The sequence below is a fragment of the Citrobacter sp. Cpo045 genome (genome assembly GCF_030332875.1).
Taxonomy (GTDB): domain Bacteria; phylum Pseudomonadota; class Gammaproteobacteria; order Enterobacterales; family Enterobacteriaceae; genus Citrobacter; species Citrobacter portucalensis.
The window spans coordinates 58,364-76,641 of record NZ_JAOWGZ010000060.1; the positions used below are offsets into that span (position 1 = coordinate 58,364).

General features: G+C 53.0%; 15 protein-coding genes. 11 read left to right on the plus strand and 4 right to left on the minus strand.

Annotated features, from left to right (window positions below; translation table 11 throughout):
* Nucleotides 1-6: 6 nt before the first annotated feature.
* From dnaB to OGY13_RS01340, 5 genes are all read left to right on the plus strand, one after another.
* Nucleotides 7-1,422 carry a replicative DNA helicase gene (gene dnaB, locus OGY13_RS01320; RefSeq protein ID WP_003826610.1) on the plus strand — a complete coding sequence of 472 codons (1,416 nt, stop codon included), beginning with the start codon at nt 7-9 and terminating at the stop codon, nt 1,420-1,422.
* Nucleotides 1,423-1,636: 214 nt separating this feature from the next.
* Nucleotides 1,637-2,716 carry an alanine racemase gene (gene alr, locus OGY13_RS01325; RefSeq protein WP_003826612.1) on the plus strand — a complete coding sequence of 360 codons (1,080 nt, stop codon included), beginning with the start codon at nt 1,637-1,639 and terminating at the stop codon, nt 2,714-2,716.
* A 128-nt stretch (nt 2,717-2,844) separates the two neighbouring features.
* Entirely contained in the window at nt 2,845-4,038 is a 1,194-nt protein-coding gene (gene tyrB / locus OGY13_RS01330; RefSeq protein WP_213753063.1) for an aromatic amino acid transaminase, read from the plus strand.
* Between the two features lie 183 nt (nt 4,039-4,221).
* On the plus strand, nt 4,222-4,935 hold the full coding sequence (gene aphA, locus OGY13_RS01335) for an acid phosphatase AphA (protein ID WP_003826615.1): 714 nt from the start codon (nt 4,222-4,224) through the stop codon (nt 4,933-4,935).
* A 127-nt stretch (nt 4,936-5,062) separates the two neighbouring features.
* Nucleotides 5,063-5,419 (plus strand): MmcQ/YjbR family DNA-binding protein, encoded by a 357-nt coding sequence (locus OGY13_RS01340; RefSeq protein ID WP_008786927.1) that lies wholly within the window; start codon nt 5,063-5,065, stop codon nt 5,417-5,419.
* A 383-nt stretch (nt 5,420-5,802) separates the two neighbouring features.
* Here the strand turns inward: OGY13_RS01340 and uvrA are convergent, their stop codons facing one another.
* Complete coding sequence (uvrA, locus tag OGY13_RS01345; RefSeq protein ID WP_061547501.1) at nt 5,803-8,625, minus strand: excinuclease ABC subunit UvrA; 2,823 nt, start codon at nt 8,623-8,625, stop codon at nt 5,803-5,805.
* Nucleotides 8,626-8,876: 251 nt separating this feature from the next.
* Between uvrA and ssb1 the strand changes: the two genes are divergently transcribed.
* Complete coding sequence (gene ssb1 / locus OGY13_RS01350) at nt 8,877-9,401, plus strand: single-stranded DNA-binding protein SSB1 (RefSeq protein WP_003826621.1); 525 nt, start codon at nt 8,877-8,879, stop codon at nt 9,399-9,401.
* Between the two features lie 66 nt (nt 9,402-9,467).
* Here the strand turns inward: ssb1 and OGY13_RS01355 are convergent, their stop codons facing one another.
* A complete protein-coding gene (locus OGY13_RS01355; protein ID WP_003826625.1) occupies nt 9,468-9,749 on the minus strand; it encodes a YjcB family protein in 282 nt (93 codons plus the stop codon).
* Nucleotides 9,750-10,301: 552 nt separating this feature from the next.
* On the opposite strand from OGY13_RS01355, the gene pdeC reads away from it, so the two are divergent.
* Nucleotides 10,302-11,888, plus strand: coding sequence for a cyclic di-3',5'-guanosine monophosphate phosphodiesterase PdeC (gene pdeC / locus OGY13_RS01360; protein WP_048236344.1), 1,587 nt, complete (start codon nt 10,302-10,304; stop codon nt 11,886-11,888).
* A gap of 2 nt (nt 11,889-11,890) precedes the next feature.
* Here the strand turns inward: pdeC and soxS are convergent, their stop codons facing one another.
* Nucleotides 11,891-12,214 carry a superoxide response transcriptional regulator SoxS gene (gene soxS / locus OGY13_RS01365; protein ID WP_213752810.1) on the minus strand — a complete coding sequence of 108 codons (324 nt, stop codon included), beginning with the start codon at nt 12,212-12,214 and terminating at the stop codon, nt 11,891-11,893.
* An 86-nt stretch (nt 12,215-12,300) separates the two neighbouring features.
* Here soxS and soxR point away from each other — a divergent pair, with 86 nt between their 5' ends.
* The 4 genes from soxR (at nt 12,301) to OGY13_RS01385 (ending at nt 17,272) form a co-directional block, all read left to right on the plus strand.
* Complete coding sequence (gene soxR, locus OGY13_RS01370) at nt 12,301-12,759, plus strand: redox-sensitive transcriptional activator SoxR (RefSeq protein WP_003826630.1); 459 nt, start codon at nt 12,301-12,303, stop codon at nt 12,757-12,759.
* A 608-nt stretch (nt 12,760-13,367) separates the two neighbouring features.
* Nucleotides 13,368-14,717, plus strand: a complete 1,350-nt coding sequence (gene ghxP, locus OGY13_RS01375; protein ID WP_003826632.1) for a guanine/hypoxanthine transporter GhxP — start codon at nt 13,368-13,370, stop codon at nt 14,715-14,717.
* Between the two features lie 157 nt (nt 14,718-14,874).
* The gene (locus tag OGY13_RS01380) at nt 14,875-16,521 is read left to right on the plus strand and encodes a Na+/H+ antiporter (protein WP_003826634.1); all 1,647 of its coding nucleotides are present in this window, start codon (nt 14,875-14,877) and stop codon (nt 16,519-16,521) included.
* A gap of 259 nt (nt 16,522-16,780) precedes the next feature.
* Nucleotides 16,781-17,272, plus strand: coding sequence for an REP-associated tyrosine transposase (locus OGY13_RS01385; protein WP_213752808.1), 492 nt, complete (start codon nt 16,781-16,783; stop codon nt 17,270-17,272).
* Between the two features lie 75 nt (nt 17,273-17,347).
* Here OGY13_RS01385 and OGY13_RS01390 read toward each other — a convergent pair whose 3' ends face one another.
* A complete protein-coding gene (locus OGY13_RS01390; RefSeq protein ID WP_032942105.1) occupies nt 17,348-18,238 on the minus strand; it encodes a LysR family transcriptional regulator in 891 nt (296 codons plus the stop codon).
* Nucleotides 18,239-18,278 lie beyond the last annotated feature (40 nt).

The following is an 18,278-nucleotide window of genomic DNA, read 5'->3' on the forward strand; positions in this document are numbered from 1 at the left end:
TTCACTATGGCAGGAAATAAACCCTTCAACAAACAACAGACTGATGCTCGTGAGCGCGATCCCCAGGTCGCCGGGCTGAAAGTACCGCCGCACTCGATTGAAGCGGAACAGTCGGTGTTGGGCGGTTTAATGCTGGATAACGAACGCTGGGACGATGTCGCCGAGCGTGTGGTGGCGGAAGATTTTTATACCCGACCGCACCGGCATATCTTCACGGAAATGCATCGCCTGCAGGAGATGGGAAAACCCATCGATCTGATCACACTGGCAGAGTCGCTGGAAGTTCAGGGACAACTGGACAGCGTCGGCGGTTTTGCTTACCTGGCTGAATTGTCTAAAAACACGCCAAGTGCGGCGAACATTAGCGCTTATGCGGATATCGTCCGCGAACGCGCCGTTGTTCGTGACATGATTTCAGTTGCAAACGAAATCGCGGAAGCCGGTTTTGATCCGCAAGGACGCTCCAGTGAAGATCTGTTGGACCTTGCAGAATCCCGCGTCTTTAAAATCGCGGAAAGCCGCGCTAATAAAGACGAAGGCCCGAAAAATATTACTGACGTGCTCGACGCCACCGTCGCGCGTATCGAGCAGCTGTTCCAGCAACCGCACGACGGCGTCACCGGGGTGAACACCGGTTATGACGACCTCAATAAAAAGACGGCTGGTTTGCAGCCGTCAGACTTAATTATTGTCGCCGCGCGTCCGTCGATGGGTAAAACGACATTTGCAATGAACCTCGTCGAAAACGCGGCCATGTTGCAGGATAAGCCGGTTCTTATCTTTAGTCTTGAAATGCCCTCAGAACAGATCATGATGCGTTCCCTGGCCTCGCTCTCTCGCGTAGACCAAACCAAAATTCGTACCGGTCAACTGGATGATGAAGACTGGGCGCGAATTTCCGGAACAATGGGTATTTTGCTGGAGAAACGAAACATCTATATTGATGACTCCTCCGGCCTGACGCCTACGGAAGTGCGCTCGCGTGCCCGTCGTATCGCCCGTGAACATGGCGGTATCGGACTTATCATGATCGACTACCTGCAGCTGATGCGCGTGCCGTCGCTCTCCGACAACCGTACGCTGGAAATTGCAGAAATCTCCCGCTCGCTGAAAGCGTTAGCGAAAGAACTGCATGTGCCGGTGGTGGCGCTGTCGCAGCTTAACCGCTCTCTGGAACAACGTGCCGACAAGCGTCCGGTCAACTCGGATCTGCGTGAGTCTGGCTCCATCGAGCAGGATGCCGACTTAATCATGTTTATCTATCGTGATGAGGTTTATCACGAAAACAGCGACCTGAAAGGGATCGCAGAAATCATTATTGGTAAGCAACGTAACGGCCCGATCGGTACGGTGCGCCTGACGTTTAACGGTCAGTGGTCGCGCTTCGATAACTATGCGGGTCCACAATACGACGACGAATAAATCTCCGTCATCCTTCATGCTGCAGATGCGTTGACTACGCCCGTTCACCCCGGTCACTTAGTTTACTAAGCTCCCGGGAATTCTCTGGCTTGTCGCGTGACTCGGATTGCGTCCTCGCCCCTTTGGGGCCAGCGCAGGCGCTGTTCAAAAACGCCAAAGCGTTTTTGTCCTGCAACACGAATGGTTTAGGAAATTCTTTTATTAAGGAATACAAATGCAAGCGGCAACTGTAGTCATTAACCGCCGCGCTCTGCGACACAACCTGCAACGTCTGCGTGAACTGGCTCCAGCCAGCAAACTGGTTGCGGTCGTGAAAGCGAACGCCTACGGCCATGGTCTGTTAGAGACCGCGCGAACGCTCCCCGATGCGGACGCTTTTGGTGTCGCTCGTCTTGAAGAAGCCCTGCGCTTGCGAGCGGGAGGGATCACGCAGCCCATCCTGCTGCTGGAGGGATTTTTTGATGCCTCCGATCTGCCGACTATTTCCGCGCAGCGCCTGCATACTGCCGTCCACAACCAGGAGCAGCTCGAAGCCCTGGAAGCCGCTAAACTGGCTGAACCCGTTACCGTCTGGATGAAGCTCGACACCGGTATGCATCGCCTGGGCGTACGCCCTGAGCAGGCCGAGGCGTTTTATCAGCGCTTAACACAGTGTGAAAACGTGCGTCAGCCGGTCAATATCGTCAGCCACTTTGCTCGTGCGGACGAGCCTGAGTGTGGCGCGACCGAAAAACAGCTCGATATCTTCAACAGTTTTTGTGAAGGCAAACCGGGGCAGCGTTCGATTGCCGCGTCGGGTGGTATTTTGCTGTGGCCGCAGTCTCACTTCGACTGGGCGCGTCCGGGGCTGATTCTGTATGGCGTATCGCCACTGGAAAATCACTCCATCGGCGCTGATTTTGGCTGCCAGCCGGTAATGTCGCTGACCTCAAGCCTGATTGCGGTGCGTGAGCACAAAGCGGGCGAGCCGGTTGGTTATGGGGGAACCTGGCTGAGCGAGCGCGATACGCGTCTTGGCGTGGTAGCGATGGGCTATGGCGATGGTTACCCGCGCGCAGCGCCTTCGGGGACGCCGGTACTGGTCAATGGCCGTGAAGTGCCGATCGTCGGTCGCGTCGCGATGGATATGATCTGCGTCGATTTAGGCCCTGAAGCGCAGGATAAAGCCGGCGATTCGGTGATTCTGTGGGGCGAGGGCCTGCCCGTTGAACGCATTGCTGAAATGACGAAAGTAAGTGCTTACGAACTTATTACGCGCCTGACCTCAAGGGTAGCGATGAAGTATATCGATTAGCAGCATGATGTGCCGGACAGGTGGTTACGCCGCCTTCCGGCAATATTCCTCTCAACATCCTCTCGATCTTCTCCCACTTCCGGTTTATTGTGTTCTTAACCCCTGCCTGTAAACCCGGAGAACCACACGTGTTTCAAAAAGTTGACGCCTACGCCGGCGACCCGATTTTATCGCTCATGGAGCGCTTCAAAGAAGATTCACGTAGCGACAAAGTGAATCTCAGCATCGGCCTGTATTACAACGAAGACGGCATTATTCCTCAGCTTAAAGCTGTGGCGGAAGCGGAAGCCCGCTTCAATGCCAAACCGCATGGCGCTTCGCTGTATCTGCCGATGGAAGGTCTGAACACGTATCGCCATACTATTGCGCCGCTGCTATTTGGCGCAGAACATCCGGTTCTCCAGCAGCAGCGCGTCGCAACCATTCAGACGCTGGGCGGCTCCGGTGCGTTAAAGGTTGGCGCAGACTTCCTGAAACGTTATTTCCCTGATTCTGGCGTGTGGGTCAGCGATCCGACCTGGGAAAACCATATTGCGATTTTTGAAGGTGCCGGATTCGAAGTAAGCACTTACCCATGGTATGACGACACGACCAACGGTGTGCGTTTCAACGACCTGCTGGCAACGCTGAATACCCTACCGGCGCGCAGCATCGTGCTGCTACATCCGTGCTGCCATAACCCGACAGGGGCGGATTTAACGCCTGCGCAGTGGGATAGCGTTATTGAGATCCTGAAAGCACGCGATCTGATCCCGTTCCTGGATATTGCTTACCAGGGCTTTGGTGGTGGAATGGAAGACGACGCCTATGCGATTCGCGCCATTGCCAGCGCCGGATTGCCCGCTCTTGTCAGCAACTCATTCTCGAAGATTTTCTCCTTGTACGGCGAGCGTGTCGGCGGACTGTCAGTGGTATGTGAAGACGCTGATACCGCCAGCCGCGTGCTGGGGCAGCTAAAAGCGACGGTGCGTCGAAACTACTCCAGCCCGCCAAACTTTGGTGCGCAGGTAGTTGCCGCGGTACTGGGTGATGACGCGCTGAAAGCCAGTTGGCTGGCGGAAGTTGAAGAGATGCGTACCCGCATTCTGGCGATGCGCCAGGAGTTGGTTAACGTATTGAATACGGAGATCTCAGGCCGTAACTTTGACTACCTGCTGCAACAGCGCGGGATGTTCAGCTATACCGGGCTTAGCGCAGCCCAGGTTGATCGTCTGCGCGATGAGTTCGGTGTATACCTGATCGCCAGCGGTCGCATGTGCGTGGCCGGGTTGAATCACGGTAACGTGCAGCGCGTGGCGAAGGCATTTGCCGCCGTCATGTAACCGACTTTGCAGGCCTGATAAGCGTCGCGCCATCAGGCCTTTTTCCAATGTGATCGTGCTCCTTTTCCAGGACAAAACCAGAGAAAATCCTTCCTTTCACTCCCCCTAAGGGGTAAGGTCAGATAGTTTTTTGACCAGTTGTTAATAAAAAAATGATAACTAACTGACTACTTAGGGAAAAATATGCGCAAGTTTACGTTGGCACTGAGTGCCGTTTGTTTATTGTTCACGCTTAATCAGCCAGCCCAGGCACTCGTTTCTTCTCCCTCTCAGCTCAATCCAGGCACTAACGTTGCAAAGCTCGCTGAGCAGGCTCCCATTCACTGGGTCTCCGTGGCACAAATTGAAAACAGCCTGACCGGACGTCCGCCGATGGCCGTCGGGTTTGATATCGATGACACTGTCCTCTTTTCCAGCCCAGGCTTCTGGCGCGGTAAAAAAACGTATTCTCCGGACAGTGAGGATTACCTGAAGAATCCGGCCTTCTGGGAAAAAATGAACAATGGCTGGGACGAGTTCAGTATTCCAAAAGAAGTCGCGCGCCAACTGATTGATATGCACGTGCGTCGCGGTGACAGCATCTTTTTCGTGACCGGGCGTAGCCAGACGAAGACTGAAACGGTGTCGAAAACGTTGTCTGATAACTTTCACATCCCAGCTGGAAATATGAATCCGGTCATTTTTGCCGGCGACAAGCCGGGTCAGAACACCAAAACGCAGTGGCTGCAGGATAAAAATATCCGCATGTTCTACGGTGACTCCGATAATGACATCACTGCCGCTCGCGACGTGGGTATTCGCGGTATTCGCATTTTGCGCGCCTCTAACTCCACTTATAAGCCGCTGCCACAGGCCGGTGCGTTTGGTGAAGAGGTGATCGTCAACTCGGAATATTGAGGACGCTGGCTGCGGATTGCTGTTTTTTTAAACAAATTTACATTGCTGGCTTTTACCTTTTGCGGACTTGCTGCACACTGAATAAAAGATGTTCTCATGAGGCAATATGCTGGTAAGGGGAATAAAGATGACGAATTCGGAGTTGCTGCAATACTGCATGGCAAAAACGGGCGCGGAGCAGAGCGTTCACAGTGACTGGAAGGCCACGCAAATCAAAGTCGAAGATGTGCTTTTTGCCATGGTAAAAGAGGTGGAAGAACGCCCGGCGGTGTCTCTGAAAACCAGCCCTGAACTGGCAGAACTGTTGCGCCAGCAGCATAGCGATGTTCGGCCAAGCAGGCATCTCAATAAGGCGCACTGGAGTACGGTGTATCTGGACGGCTCGCTGCCGGATTCACAGATTTATTATCTGGTCGACGCCTCTTATCAGCAGGCTGTGAACACGTTGCCGGAAGATAAACGCCGGATACTGACGCAGCCCTGATCCGTTTCGCCGGATGCGGCGCAAGCGCCTTATCCGGCCTCCAGGCTTTATGCATATTCTGTAGTTTCGTAGGCGCTGATAAGCGCAGTGCCATCAGGCGCAACTGTTGCCGGATGCGGCGCAAGCGCCTTATCCGGCCTACAGGCTTTATACCTGATCTGTAGTTTCGTAGGCCTGATAAGCGTAGCGCCATCAGGCACAACGCTTGCCGGATGCGGCGCAAGTGCCTTATCCGCCCTACAGGCTTTATGCCTGGTCTGTAGTTTCGTAGGCGCTGATAAGCGCAGCGCCATCAGGCACAACGGTTGCCGGATGCGGCGTAAGCGCCTTATCCGGCCTACAAGCTTTATGCATATTCTGTAGGCCAGACAAGTGTTGCGTAATTACAACAGCGGTTTGAGGAAGCGGGCCGTGTGTGAGGCTTCACACTCAGCGACCGTTTCTGGTGTGCCGGAGACAAGGATTTCGCCGCCGCCGCTGCCGCCTTCCGGACCGAGATCGACAATCCAGTCTGCGGTCTTAATCACGTCCAGATTGTGCTCAATCACCACGATGGTGTTGCCCTGATCCCGGAGTTGATGCAGCACGTCCAACAGTTGCTGAATATCCGCAAAATGCAGACCGGTGGTCGGCTCATCGAGAATATACAGCGTTTGCCCGGTACCGCGTTTGGACAGTTCGCGCGCCAGCTTCACGCGCTGTGCTTCACCGCCCGAGAGCGTGGTAGCGGACTGACCCAGTCGAATGTACGTCAGGCCAACGTCCATCAGCGTTTGCAGCTTACGTGCCAGCGCCGGAACGGCATCGAAGAACTCACGTGCTTCTTCAATCGTCATATCCAGCACTTCGTGGATAGTCTTGCCTTTGTACTTAATTTCTAACGTTTCGCGGTTATAGCGCTTGCCTTTGCACTGATCGCACGGCACGTAGATATCCGGCAGGAAGTGCATTTCGACTTTGATCACGCCGTCGCCCTGACAGGCTTCACAGCGTCCGCCACGGACGTTAAAGCTGAAACGCCCCGGCGTGTAACCGCGTGCTCGTGACTCCGGTACACCGGCAAACAGTTCGCGCACTGGCGTAAACACCCCGGTGTAGGTTGCCGGGTTAGAGCGCGGCGTACGGCCAATCGGGCTTTGGTCAATGTCGATCACTTTGTCGAAATGCTCCAGGCCTTGAACGTCGCGATACGGCGCAGGTTCAGCCAGCGTCGCACCGTTTAGCGCCGTCTGTGCAATCGGGAACAGTGTGTCGTTAATCAGCGTCGATTTACCCGAACCGGAAACACCGGTAATGCAGGTAAATAAACCTACCGGCAGCGTCAGGGTGACATCTTTCAGGTTGTTACCGCGTGCGCCGGTGAGTTTAAGCACTTTCTCTGGGTCAGCCGCAACGCGCTGTTTAGGCACTTCAATCTTGCGTTTACCGCTCATGTACTGGCCGGTCAGCGACTCAGGCACTGCCATGATGTCGTCGAGCGTCCCTTCGGCGACGACCTGACCGCCGTGAACACCCGCGCCCGGGCCGATATCGATAACGTGGTCAGCGGCGCGAATCGCATCTTCATCGTGCTCGACCACAATGACGGTATTTCCCAGATTACGCAGGTGGATAAGCGTACCCAGCAGACGCTCGTTATCGCGTTGATGCAAACCGATAGACGGTTCATCCAGTACGTACATTACACCAACCAGACCCGCGCCGATCTGGCTTGCCAGGCGAATACGCTGGGCCTCACCACCGGAGAGTGTTTCTGCTGAACGCGATAGCGTCAGGTAGTTGAGGCCGACGTTGACCAGGAACTTCAGACGATCGCCAATCTCTTTAAGAATTTTTTCGGCAATCTTCGCCCGCTGACCCGCAAGCTTCAGATTGTTGAAGAAATCCATTGCATGACCGATGCTCATGTCAGAAATCGCAGGCAGCGGCGTATTTTCAACAAATACGTGACGGGCTTCCCGGCGTAAACGCGTCCCTTCACAGCTGGCGCAAGGACGGTTACTGATGAACTTGGCTAATTCTTCACGTACTGCGCTGGATTCCGTCTCTTTATAGCGGCGCTCCATATTGTGCAATACGCCTTCGAACGGATGGCGACGTACGGACGTATCACCGCGATCGTTCATGTATTTAAATTCGATATTCTCTTTACCGGAACCGTACAGTACCACTTTATGCACGGTAGGGTTCAGGCTGGCCCACGGGGCTTCAACGTCGAACTTATAGTGTTCCGCCAGAGACTTAAGCATCTGGAAGTAATAGAAGTTACGGCGATCCCAACCGCGGATAGCACCACCGGCCAGCGACAGTTCCGGGTTTTGGATCACCCGATCAGGATCGAAATATTGCTGCACGCCGAGACCGTCACAGGTTGGACACGCGCCCGCCGGGTTGTTAAACGAGAACAGTCGCGGTTCCAGTTCGCGCATGCTATAGCCGCAGATAGGGCAGGCGAAGTTGGCGGAGAACAGCAGCTCTTCCGCTTTTGGATCGTCCATATCGGCAACGACCGCCGTGCCGCCGGACAGTTCCAGCGCGGTTTCAAAGGATTCCGCCAGTCGTTGGGTGAGATCGTCACGGACTTTAAAGCGGTCAATCACCACTTCAATGGTGTGTTTCTTTTGCAGCTCAAGCTTGGGCGGATCGGAAAGGTCACAGACTTCACCGTCGATACGGGCGCGGATATAGCCCTGGCCTGCCAGGTTTTCCAGCGTTTTGGTGTGCTCGCCTTTACGCTCTTTGATCACCGGCGCCAGCAGCATCAGACGCTTACCTTCCGGCTGCGACAGGACGTTATCCACCATCTGGCTTACGGTCTGCGCTGCCAGGGGGACGTCGTGATCCGGACAGCGCGGCTCGCCAACGCGGGCAAACAGCAGACGCAGATAGTCGTGAATTTCGGTAATTGTACCTACCGTGGATCGCGGGTTATGGGACGTCGATTTTTGTTCAATTGAGATGGCAGGAGAGAGCCCCTCAATGTGGTCGACGTCCGGTTTTTCCATCAGCGACAGAAATTGACGCGCGTACGCGGAAAGGGATTCAACGTAACGACGCTGCCCTTCGGCATATAAGGTGTCGAAAGCGAGCGAAGATTTGCCTGAGCCCGAAAGCCCGGTGACGACAATCAGCTTGTCGCGCGGGATGACGAGGTTGATGTTTTTGAGATTATGGGTGCGGGCGCCCCGAACTTCGATCTTATCCATTCATCTTTCCCGGATTAAACGCTTTTTTGCCTGGCTGCATGGTGCTACCGGCGATCACAAACGGTTAATTATGACACAACCTGACCTGAATGGATATACAGTATTGGAATGCAAAACGCAGACGTCTGTGCAACAATGTCTGGCTGGGGTTGTTTACTGGAATCAACTTCGCAACGTAGTAAAAGCGCTATTGGAAATGCTACAATCCCGCGCTTACACTTATTCAGTAACGTTTTTCAGGAGACACGATCATGGCCAGCAGAGGCGTAAACAAGGTGATTCTCGTCGGTAATCTGGGCCAGGACCCGGAAGTACGCTATATGCCGAATGGTGGCGCAGTTGCCAACATTACGCTGGCTACTTCCGAATCCTGGCGTGATAAAGCGACCGGTGAAATGAAAGAGCAGACTGAATGGCACCGTGTTGTGTTGTTCGGCAAACTGGCGGAAGTGGCCAGCGAATATCTGCGTAAAGGTTCTCAGGTCTATATCGAAGGTCAGCTGCGTACCCGCAAATGGACCGATCAGTCCGGCGTAGAAAAGTACACCACAGAAGTTGTGGTTAACGTTGGCGGCACCATGCAAATGCTGGGTGGTCGTCAGGGTGGTGGTGCTCCGGCAGGTGGCGGTCAGCAGCAGGGCGGTTGGGGTCAACCTCAGCAGCCGCAGGGTGGCAACCAGTTCAGCGGCGGCGCACAGTCTCGCCCGCAACAGTCAGCGCCGGCAGCACCGTCTAATGAGCCGCCGATGGATTTCGACGACGATATTCCGTTCTAATCCCACTGCGCTACGCTGAAAATAATGGCTACCTCAAGACTGGGGTAGCCATATGCAATTTTGTTATCAGTTCAACACCATAGGCCAATCTGGCGGTGTGTGGCTCATCACGTCAACCATTACGGTTTCAATGTTCTTCCAGATAGCGGACATATCCACCAGGGTTATGCCGAGCAATCCAGTCGCAAACCAGCAGGCAAAAACCAGCCCCAAACCGCTGCTAATGACGGCCAGGCCAATATAATCTGATTTACGAAAACGGATATTGAGCGTACTGGCTAAAAACATCAGCACCGCGCTGAGTAGTTGCCACCGCAGAAGAACCACGCCAGTTGTTATTGTCGCCATGAAAAACGTCCTCAGAAAGTCTGGATGCCCAGGACAGCGCGGGGGTGTTCACCGAGGGTGTGATACTCTGGCTATCGACGGGCAATAACATGAATGAAACATTGTTTCTGTTACATGATTTTTGTGAACTATATCACATCTGGTCGTTTGTTCACCAGTATTGGCCGTTATTTTTGTAGGCTTATAACCACTCTAAATGTGTGGTTTTGTTTAATGAAGAGTTGATAATAAATAACCATCTTTTAAACATACATTTAATCTACTTGTTATATTTATCCTAAATTAAACGTTAAAAAAATTTAATGAATTTCTTAAATGCAGCCAGGATAATGCTCATAAAAAATTACTCCGTGGGGATAATAACGTTATGAAATAAGCATAACTTTAAGTTTGCCTTACGGAAAAATAATATCATCATCAACTATTATCAGACTTTTACATAGAGAAGTCTGTTGCTAATACTGATAGATTCATGCAACTTAATCAGTCGGTGTTTATAGCATCCTGCCTTGATGGGTTCTGGCATATACGAAACAGGGAAATAGGGCTGACATGAATCACAGTGCGCGACGCAAGATGCTGAAGTTCCTGGGAACATTCATGGTGGTATTGTTCCCCGTGGTGCTGGCGATATGGTTTGCGCACATCCGGGCGATGACCGAAACCCATAGCCAACTCCGCTCTTTTGCTCAACTGGTGTTAAATAAAACAGAATTGGTGATCCTACAAGCTGATTTGGCGCGTGATATGGCCCAGTTGTATCAGGGTAAGATGTGTACCCCGGCACATCAGAAAAGTATGCTAAATATTATTCGCGGTCGTTTATATATCAGTGAGCTAATTTATGCGCAGGGCGATCACTTTTTGTGCTCTACGTCGATGGCGCCGCCTGTTACTTATATTATGCCGACAGCCGATTATAAACGTACGCCGGATATCGCCATCTATTACTACCGCGATACCCCTTTTTTCGCTGGCTACAGAATGACGTACATGCAACGCGGGAACTACGTCGCAGTCATCAATCCATTGTCCTACAGCGAAGTCATGTCAGATGATCCGGATCTCTCCTGGGGCGTGTATGACACAGTAACAGATACGTTTTTCTCTGCTAGTGAAGCGGCAAATATTGCGCAATTCGCGCCGCTCATACGCGGTGAAGCATCGACCTTTCAACAAGACGATCGCTTCTACACCATCGTGCATTCAGAAAAACGTCCAATTGCGATTATTGTGTCGACCTCAGACAACCGCGTAAGTCAGATTTTCTATCACGAGGCGGCATTAACCATTCCCTTCGGGATTATCTGCAGCATCCTGATACTGCTAATGTGGTGGCGCACGCGCCAGGAATACTTATCTCCCCGGCGCTTATTAAAACGCGCGATCAAAAAACGTCAGCTTTGCCTGCATTACCAGCCGATTATTGATATTAAAAATGGGCAGTGTGTTGGTGCTGAAGCTCTGCTGCGCTGGCCGGGCTGTAAAGGTGAGGTGATGAGCCCGACGGAGTTTATTCCGCTGGCTGAAAAAGAGGGAATGATTGAGCGGATCACGGATTATGTCGTTGAAGAGGTGTTCAACGATTTGGGGTATTTTCTTTCGGCGCATCCTCAGCTTTCTATATCGATTAACCTTTCCGCTTCTGACTTTCATTCATCCCGATTGATTGCTCTGATTAACGACAAAAATCGTGAGTACTCCGTGGCGGCCCAGCAAATTAAAGTTGAAGTGACCGAGCGTGGGTTCATAGATGTACATAAAATGACCCCCGTAATCCAGGCGTTCCGTAAGGCGGGTTATGAAGTGGCATTTGATGATTTTGGCACGGGATATTCCAATCTGCATAATTTGTCAGCGCTGAATGTCGATATCCTGAAGATCGACAAATCGTTTATTAGCACGTTGTCCACTAACAGTACCAGTCACTTGATTGCCGAACATATTATTGAGATGGCACAAAGCTTACACCTGAAGACGATTGCGGAAGGGGTGGAAACGAAGGAGCAAATCGAATGGCTGCTTGAACGCGGCGTACAGTATTGTCAGGGCTGGTATTTTGCGAAGGCGCTGCCGCCGCAGGAGTTCATGCACTGGATACAACGGTCGCCCGCCATACTGACGCAGAGCGGGCAATAATCTTACAGACGATGGCGGTAGTCGCTGGGAGTACGATCAAATTCGCGGCGAAACACACGCGAGAAGGTTTGTTGCGACACATAACCAAGATCCATCGCGATATCAAAAATAGGTCGCTCAGTTGTCCGTAGTTCAACGGCGGCCAGCAAAAGTCGACGCTGGCGGATGTAGTCACCCAAGGTCTGGCGCGTCACCGTGCGGAACATTCTTTGTAAATACCACTTCGAGTAACCTGATTTTTTCGCCACCGCCTCAATGTTCAGCGGTTGATCGATATGTTTATCAATCCATTCAATAAGGGTCTGAATAATCTGCTGATGGGACATAGGGCTGCCTCTTTCTCAGTATTCGATTCGTCGTTTTGTCTGTGGGCGAGTATAATTCCTCAAGTTAACTTGAGGTAAAGCGATTTATGGAAAAGAAATTACCCCGGATAAAAGCGCTGCTCACACCAGGTGAAGTCGCCAAACGTAGCGGCGTGGCGGTATCGACCCTGCATTTCTATGAAAGCAAAGGGTTAATCAGTAGCATGCGCAACAGCGGCAATCAGCGGCGATACAAACGTGATGTGTTGCGTTACGTTGCGATAATCAAGATTGCTCAACGCATCGGGATCCCGCTGGCCACGATCGGTGACGCGTTAGGTGTATTACCTGAGGGGCATTCGCTTAGTGCCAAAGAGTGGAAGCAGCTCTCTTCGCAATGGCGTGAAGAACTGGACCGACGCATCCATACTTTGGTGGCGCTACGTGATGAGCTGGATGGGTGTATTGGTTGCGGATGCTTGTCACGTAGCGATTGCCCATTGCGTAACCCAGGCGATCAGCTTGGCGAGCAGGGGACCGGAGCGCGCCTGCTGGAAGATGATTAATTGGTTTAAAATATGTGACGGGTGTGAAGGATATAAAACTAAAGCGCCACAGAGGGCGCTTTAGTTTGGTTCCGGTCTTTGTCTTTCACTCTATCCCGCTGGTTCACGGGAGGGTTTCCCCCGACATCAACACCCCTCAGTCGAGCACATTAGGGGAGGTTCCGGCCTGTGTTGATAATGTAAGTGTAAGCCACCTCCCTCCATTTGCCAGCGAATTGGTGATTTTTTAGCCAAAAAATTTTCCGCATCTTCACCCGTTTTCTTGCGCGAGTTGCGTGAAATAAACACGCCGATGTTGTAATAACTCCGCGCAATTTGTTGCCAAATTGCGCATTGACGATAACGTTTGCGCATCGACTGGTTATTTCTTGCGCGTTATAAGAAGAAATGAGTAAAAAGCGGCAAAGTTCAGTTGAAAACCAGCGTATGATCGCTAGATAATCGTTTGCTTTTTTTTACCACCCGTTTTTTATGCGCGGAGCTAAACGTTTGCTTTTTTGCGACACCCCTATTGACGCAAACCTGGCACATGGAGAAAACGTTTAGCAGGCAGTGGATTGTCCAGCACGCATAATGACGAAAAAATAAACTCTCAGGGGATGTTTTCTATGTCTACGCCTTCAGCGCGTACCGGCGGTTCACTCGACGCCTGGTTTAAAATTTCGCTCCGCGGCAGTACCGTTCGTCAGGAAGTCGTTGCCGGATTAACGACCTTCCTGGCCATGGTCTACTCCGTTATCGTGGTTCCGGGGATGCTGGGTAAAGCCGGGTTCCCACCTGCTGCTGTATTTGTGGCGACCTGTCTGGTCGCGGGCGTCGGTTCTATTGTGATGGGCCTGTGGGCAAACCTGCCGCTGGCAATTGGTTGCGCCATTTCTCTGACCGCATTTACCGCATTCAGCCTGGTGCTGGGCCAACATATTAGCGTGCCCGTTGCGCTGGGTGCGGTGTTCCTGATGGGGGTCCTGTTTACCATCATTTCCGCGACCGGTATCCGTAGCTGGATCCTGCGCAATCTGCCGCAGGGCGTTGCGCATGGTACGGGGATTGGTATCGGCCTGTTCCTGCTGCTGATTGCGGCAAACGGTGTCGGTCTGGTAATTAAGAACCCGCTGGACGGCCTGCCGGTTGCGCTGGGTGACTTCGATACCTTCCCGGTCATTATGTCGTTAATTGGTCTGGCGGTGATTATTGGCCTCGAAAAACTGAAAGTACCGGGTGGCATTCTGCTGACCATTATCGGTATTTCAGTGGTTGGTCTGATTTTCGACCCGGCCGTGCATTTCTCCGGCATTTTTGCCATGCCGTCTCTGAGTGATGAAAACGGCAATTCGCTGATCGGCAGCCTGGATATCATGGGGGCACTGAACCCGATTGTCCTGCCGAGCGTGTTGGCGCTGGTCATGACCGCTGTCTTCGATGCAACCGGAACCATCCGCGCGGTAGCCGGACAGGCGAATCTGCTGGATAAAGACGGACAGATTATCGACGGTGGCAAGGCGCTGACCACTGACTCCCTGAGCAGTGTGTTCTCTGGTCTGGTGGGTGCAGCTCCGGCGGCGGTTTACATTGAATCCGCAGCGGGTACGGCGGCAGGCGGTAAAACTGGCCTGACAGCGATCACCGTTGGCGTGTTGTTCCTGCTGATTCTGTTCCTCTCTCCGCTCTCTTATCTTGTACCTGTGTACGCAACGGCACCTGCGCTGATGTATGTGGGTCTGTTGATGCTGAGCAATGTTGCGAAAATCGATTTCGCTGACTTTGTCGACGCAATGGCAGGACTAGTGACGGCCGTATTTATCGTGCTGACCTGTAACATCGTTACCGGCATCATGATTGGCTTTGCTACCCTGGTAATTGGCCGCATCGTTTCTGGTGAATGGCGCAAACTGAACATCGGCACCGTGGTGATCGCCATCGCGCTGGTGGCCTTCTACGCCGGCGGTTGGGCTATCTGATTCTGATTTCCTGACGATCCTAAAAACGGGTGGCTTTGGCCGCCCGTTTTCATTTTCAGAACACACTCGTTGTCTTTTGCGTTACTCTCAATTAGATAGAATTGAGGCACGACGCCTCTCATTAGCAATCATAAGAAACATCGCAAACAGGGAACGCATGGAAATCTTTTTCACCATACTTATCATGACCCTTGTGGTCTCGCTGTCGGGGGTATTTACTCGCGTATTGCCCTTCCAACTTCCTTTACCCCTTATGCAGATCGCCATCGGCGCCTTGCTGGCGTGGCCGACGTTTGGTTTGCATGTGGAATTCGATCCTGAGCTGTTCCTGGTTCTGTTCATCCCGCCGCTGCTCTTTGCCGATGGCTGGAAGACGCCAACACGTGAGTTTCTCGAGCACGGGCGAGAGATTTTCGGCCTGGCACTGGCGCTGGTGCTGGTCACGGTGGTCGGCATTGGATTTATGATTTACTGGCTGGTGCCGGGGATCCCTCTCATCCCAGCCTTTGCGCTGGCTGCTGTGCTATCGCCAACCGATGCCGTCGCACTTTCCGGCATTGTGGGAGAGGGACGTATACCGAAGAAAATCATGGGTATCCTGCAGGGCGAAGCGTTGATGAACGACGCCTCCGGTCTGGTCTCTCTGAAGTTTGCCGTCGCCGTGGCGATGGGGACAATGGTATTCACCGTTGGTGGCGCAACGCTTGAGTTCTTCAAAGTGGCGATTGGCGGCATCCTGGCTGGTTTTGTCGTCAGTTGGCTGTACGGCCGCTCCCTGCGCTTCCTCAGCCGCTGGGGCGGTGACGAGCCGGCAACGCAAATAGTCCTGCTGTTCCTGCTGCCGTTTGCATCTTACCTGATTGCGGAACATATCGGCGTTTCCGGCATTCTCGCGGCGGTCGCTGCCGGGATGACGATCACCCGTTCCGGGGTGATGCGCCGCGCACCGCTGGCGATGCGTTTACGTGCTAACAGTACCTGGGCGATGCTGGAGTTTGTGTTTAACGGCATGGTCTTCTTACTGTTAGGGCTACAGTTACCGGGAATTCTGGAGTCTTCTTTGGCGGCGGCCGAGGCCGATCCGAATGTTGAAATCTGGATGCTGTTTACCGATGTCGTGCTGATTTACGTGGCGCTAATGCTGGTGCGTTTTGGCTGGCTGTGGACCATGAAAAAGTTCAGTCTGCGCTTCCTGAAGAAAAAACCGATGGAGTTTGGATCCTGGACGACGCGTGAAATCATGATCGCCTCTTTTGCCGGTGTACGCGGGGCCATTACCCTCGCCGGTGTGCTCTCCATTCCACTGTTGTTACCGGATGGTAGCGGCTTCCCGGCGCGATATGAGCTGATCTTCCTTGCCGCAGGCGTGATCCTGTTTTCGCTGTTTGTCGGCGTGGTGATGCTGCCGATTCTGCTACAACATCTGGAAGTGGCAGACCACTCGCAGCAGCAGAAAGAGGAACGTATTGCCCGCGCCGCCACGGCAGAAGTGGCGATTGTCGCGATCCAGAAAATGGAGGAGCGACTGGCCGCGGACACCGAAGAGAACATCGATAACCAGTTGCTCACCGAGGTGAGTTCACGCGTGATTGGTAACCTGCGCCGACGCGCCGACGGGCGCAACGATGTGGAAAGCTCGATGCAGGAAGAAAACCTCGAGCGACGTTTCCGCCTGGCAGCGCTGCGTTCAGAACGCGCGGAGCTTTATCACCTGCGCGCCACGCGTGAAATCAGCAATGAAACGCTGCAAAAACTACTGCACGACCTGGATTTGCTGGAAGCGCTGTTGATTGAGAATCAGTAAACGGTAGTGCCGAATAAGGCGTTAGCCGCATCCGGCGAAGGGTGTGCCTGATGCGCTACGCTTATCAGGCCAACAAGATCGGCAATAGCGATGTAGGCCGGATAAGGCGCTAGCCGCATCCGGCGAAAGGTGGGCCAAATGCCGCGCAACTGGCTGCAAGAAATTATTCATCGTGTAATTTGTGAGTGGCTTTCCTGAACGAATCCATCCCTCTTGTCGATTCCCTCTTTTCTCCATACGGTTGAGGAAAGGGGGAAACATGTCCAACTATCGACGAAATTACATCAATGGGGGAACCTGGTTTTTTACGGTAAATCTGCAGGACCGTCGAAGCCACCTTCTGACAGACAACATTCACGCGCTTCGGTGTGCAATCGCTGCGGTCAATAAGGTTAGGCCTTTTCGCATCAATGCGTGGGTCGTTTTACCCGAGCATATGCATTGTATATGGACGTTACCTGGCAATGATGTGGATTATTCCTCTCGCTGGCGGGAAATTAAGAAGCATTTCACCCACTCATTGTCTTCCCGACATATCTGGCAATCTCGCTTTTGGGAGCACACCATCCGTGATGAACATGATTATCGCCAGCATGTTGATTATATTTACATTAACCCGGTGAAGCACGGTTGGGTAAAGCAGGTACAGGCTTGGCCTTTTTCAACATTTCATCGTGATGTGAGGCACGGTTTGTACCCGCAAGATTGGGCAGGTGAAATCATGGATTTTAATGCGGGTGAACGTGCCTGATGCGCTACGCTTATCAGGCCTACAACACCGGCATACCGATGTAGGCCGGATAAGGCGTTAGCCGCATCCGGCATTTTACGACGCTTGCGGTAGCCAAAACCCTTCACAGCATTTGAGCCACGCCTGGGCGCTGTGCGACAGATACACGCCTTCGCGCCAAATCATGCCCAACTGCCAGCGTAAGTCACTCTCCAGAGGGATCCAGCGCAACGTTTGCTTATCCAGCCGCTGGCAAATCGGCTCCGGTAAAATGGCAATCCCGACCCCGGCTTGTACCATTGCCGCCAGAAAATCCCACTGCCCGCTGCGAACCGCGATGCGGGGCTTGACGTTGTGTTGGCTAAACAGCTCAAGCAATTGGCGGCTCAACGCGAAATCTTCGTTGTAGATAAGCAGCGGATGTTCCGCCAGCGCCTCGGGGGAAATGGATTCGCACGTTGTCCACTGACCGGAGCGAGGAACCAACACGCAGAGTGGATGGCTAAAAAGCGGTAAGGTTGCCAGACCGCTCTCTTCTTCAACTGGCAGCGCGGTCATCGCGACATCCAGGTCACCGTTCATTACCGCCTGCTGAACGGTTAAGCCGCCAAATTCAGAGACCTTCAGCTCAACGCCGGGATAGCGCTGGCGAAACAGGCCGATCGGCCCAGCCATTAACATCCCCACCATGGGCGGGATACCGAGGCGCAGCACGCCCTTGTTGAGGTGATTAATGTCACTGAGTTCCGCTTCAAGCTGGCGAAACTCGGCAAGGATTGCCAGGCCGCGTTCGAAAACGACCTGCCCGGTGTCGGTTAACAGCAGTCGCCGACCGTCGCGGATTAACAGCGTGCAGTTAAGCTCGTCTTCAAGGTTCTTCAACATCTTACTGATGGTGGGCTGGGTGACAAAAAGCTTCTCCGCTGCGCGGGTAAAGCTCTGCTGACGAACCACCTCAACAAAATATCGCAGCGTTCTGATATCCATGATTATTCCTTAAGACTATGCCTGCAATGAGTTTAATTCA

Bases quoted from the DNA above. Each gene is read 5' to 3' on its own strand.
- OGY13_RS01390 (WP_032942105.1), bottom strand. From the start codon at position 18,238: ATGGATATCAGAACGCTGCGATATTTTGTTGAGGTGGTTCGTCAGCAG.
- OGY13_RS01340 (WP_008786927.1), top strand. From the start codon at position 5,063: ATGACGAATTCGGAGTTGCTGCAATACTGCATGGCAAAAACGGGCGCG.
- pdeC (WP_048236344.1), top strand. From the start codon at position 10,302: ATGAATCACAGTGCGCGACGCAAGATGCTGAAGTTCCTGGGAACATTC.
- OGY13_RS01380 (WP_003826634.1), top strand. From the start codon at position 14,875: ATGGAAATCTTTTTCACCATACTTATCATGACCCTTGTGGTCTCGCTG.
- OGY13_RS01355 (WP_003826625.1), bottom strand. From the start codon at position 9,749: ATGGCGACAATAACAACTGGCGTGGTTCTTCTGCGGTGGCAACTACTC.
- dnaB (WP_003826610.1), top strand. From the start codon at position 7: ATGGCAGGAAATAAACCCTTCAACAAACAACAGACTGATGCTCGTGAG.
- soxR (WP_003826630.1), top strand. From the start codon at position 12,301: ATGGAAAAGAAATTACCCCGGATAAAAGCGCTGCTCACACCAGGTGAA.
- aphA (WP_003826615.1), top strand. From the start codon at position 4,222: ATGCGCAAGTTTACGTTGGCACTGAGTGCCGTTTGTTTATTGTTCACG.
- uvrA (WP_061547501.1), bottom strand. From the start codon at position 8,625: ATGGATAAGATCGAAGTTCGGGGCGCCCGCACCCATAATCTCAAAAAC.
- OGY13_RS01385 (WP_213752808.1), top strand. From the start codon at position 16,781: ATGTCCAACTATCGACGAAATTACATCAATGGGGGAACCTGGTTTTTT.
- soxS (WP_213752810.1), bottom strand. From the start codon at position 12,214: ATGTCCCATCAGCAGATTATTCAGACCCTTATTGAATGGATTGATAAA.
- ghxP (WP_003826632.1), top strand. From the start codon at position 13,368: ATGTCTACGCCTTCAGCGCGTACCGGCGGTTCACTCGACGCCTGGTTT.
- ssb1 (WP_003826621.1), top strand. From the start codon at position 8,877: ATGGCCAGCAGAGGCGTAAACAAGGTGATTCTCGTCGGTAATCTGGGC.
- alr (WP_003826612.1), top strand. From the start codon at position 1,637: ATGCAAGCGGCAACTGTAGTCATTAACCGCCGCGCTCTGCGACACAAC.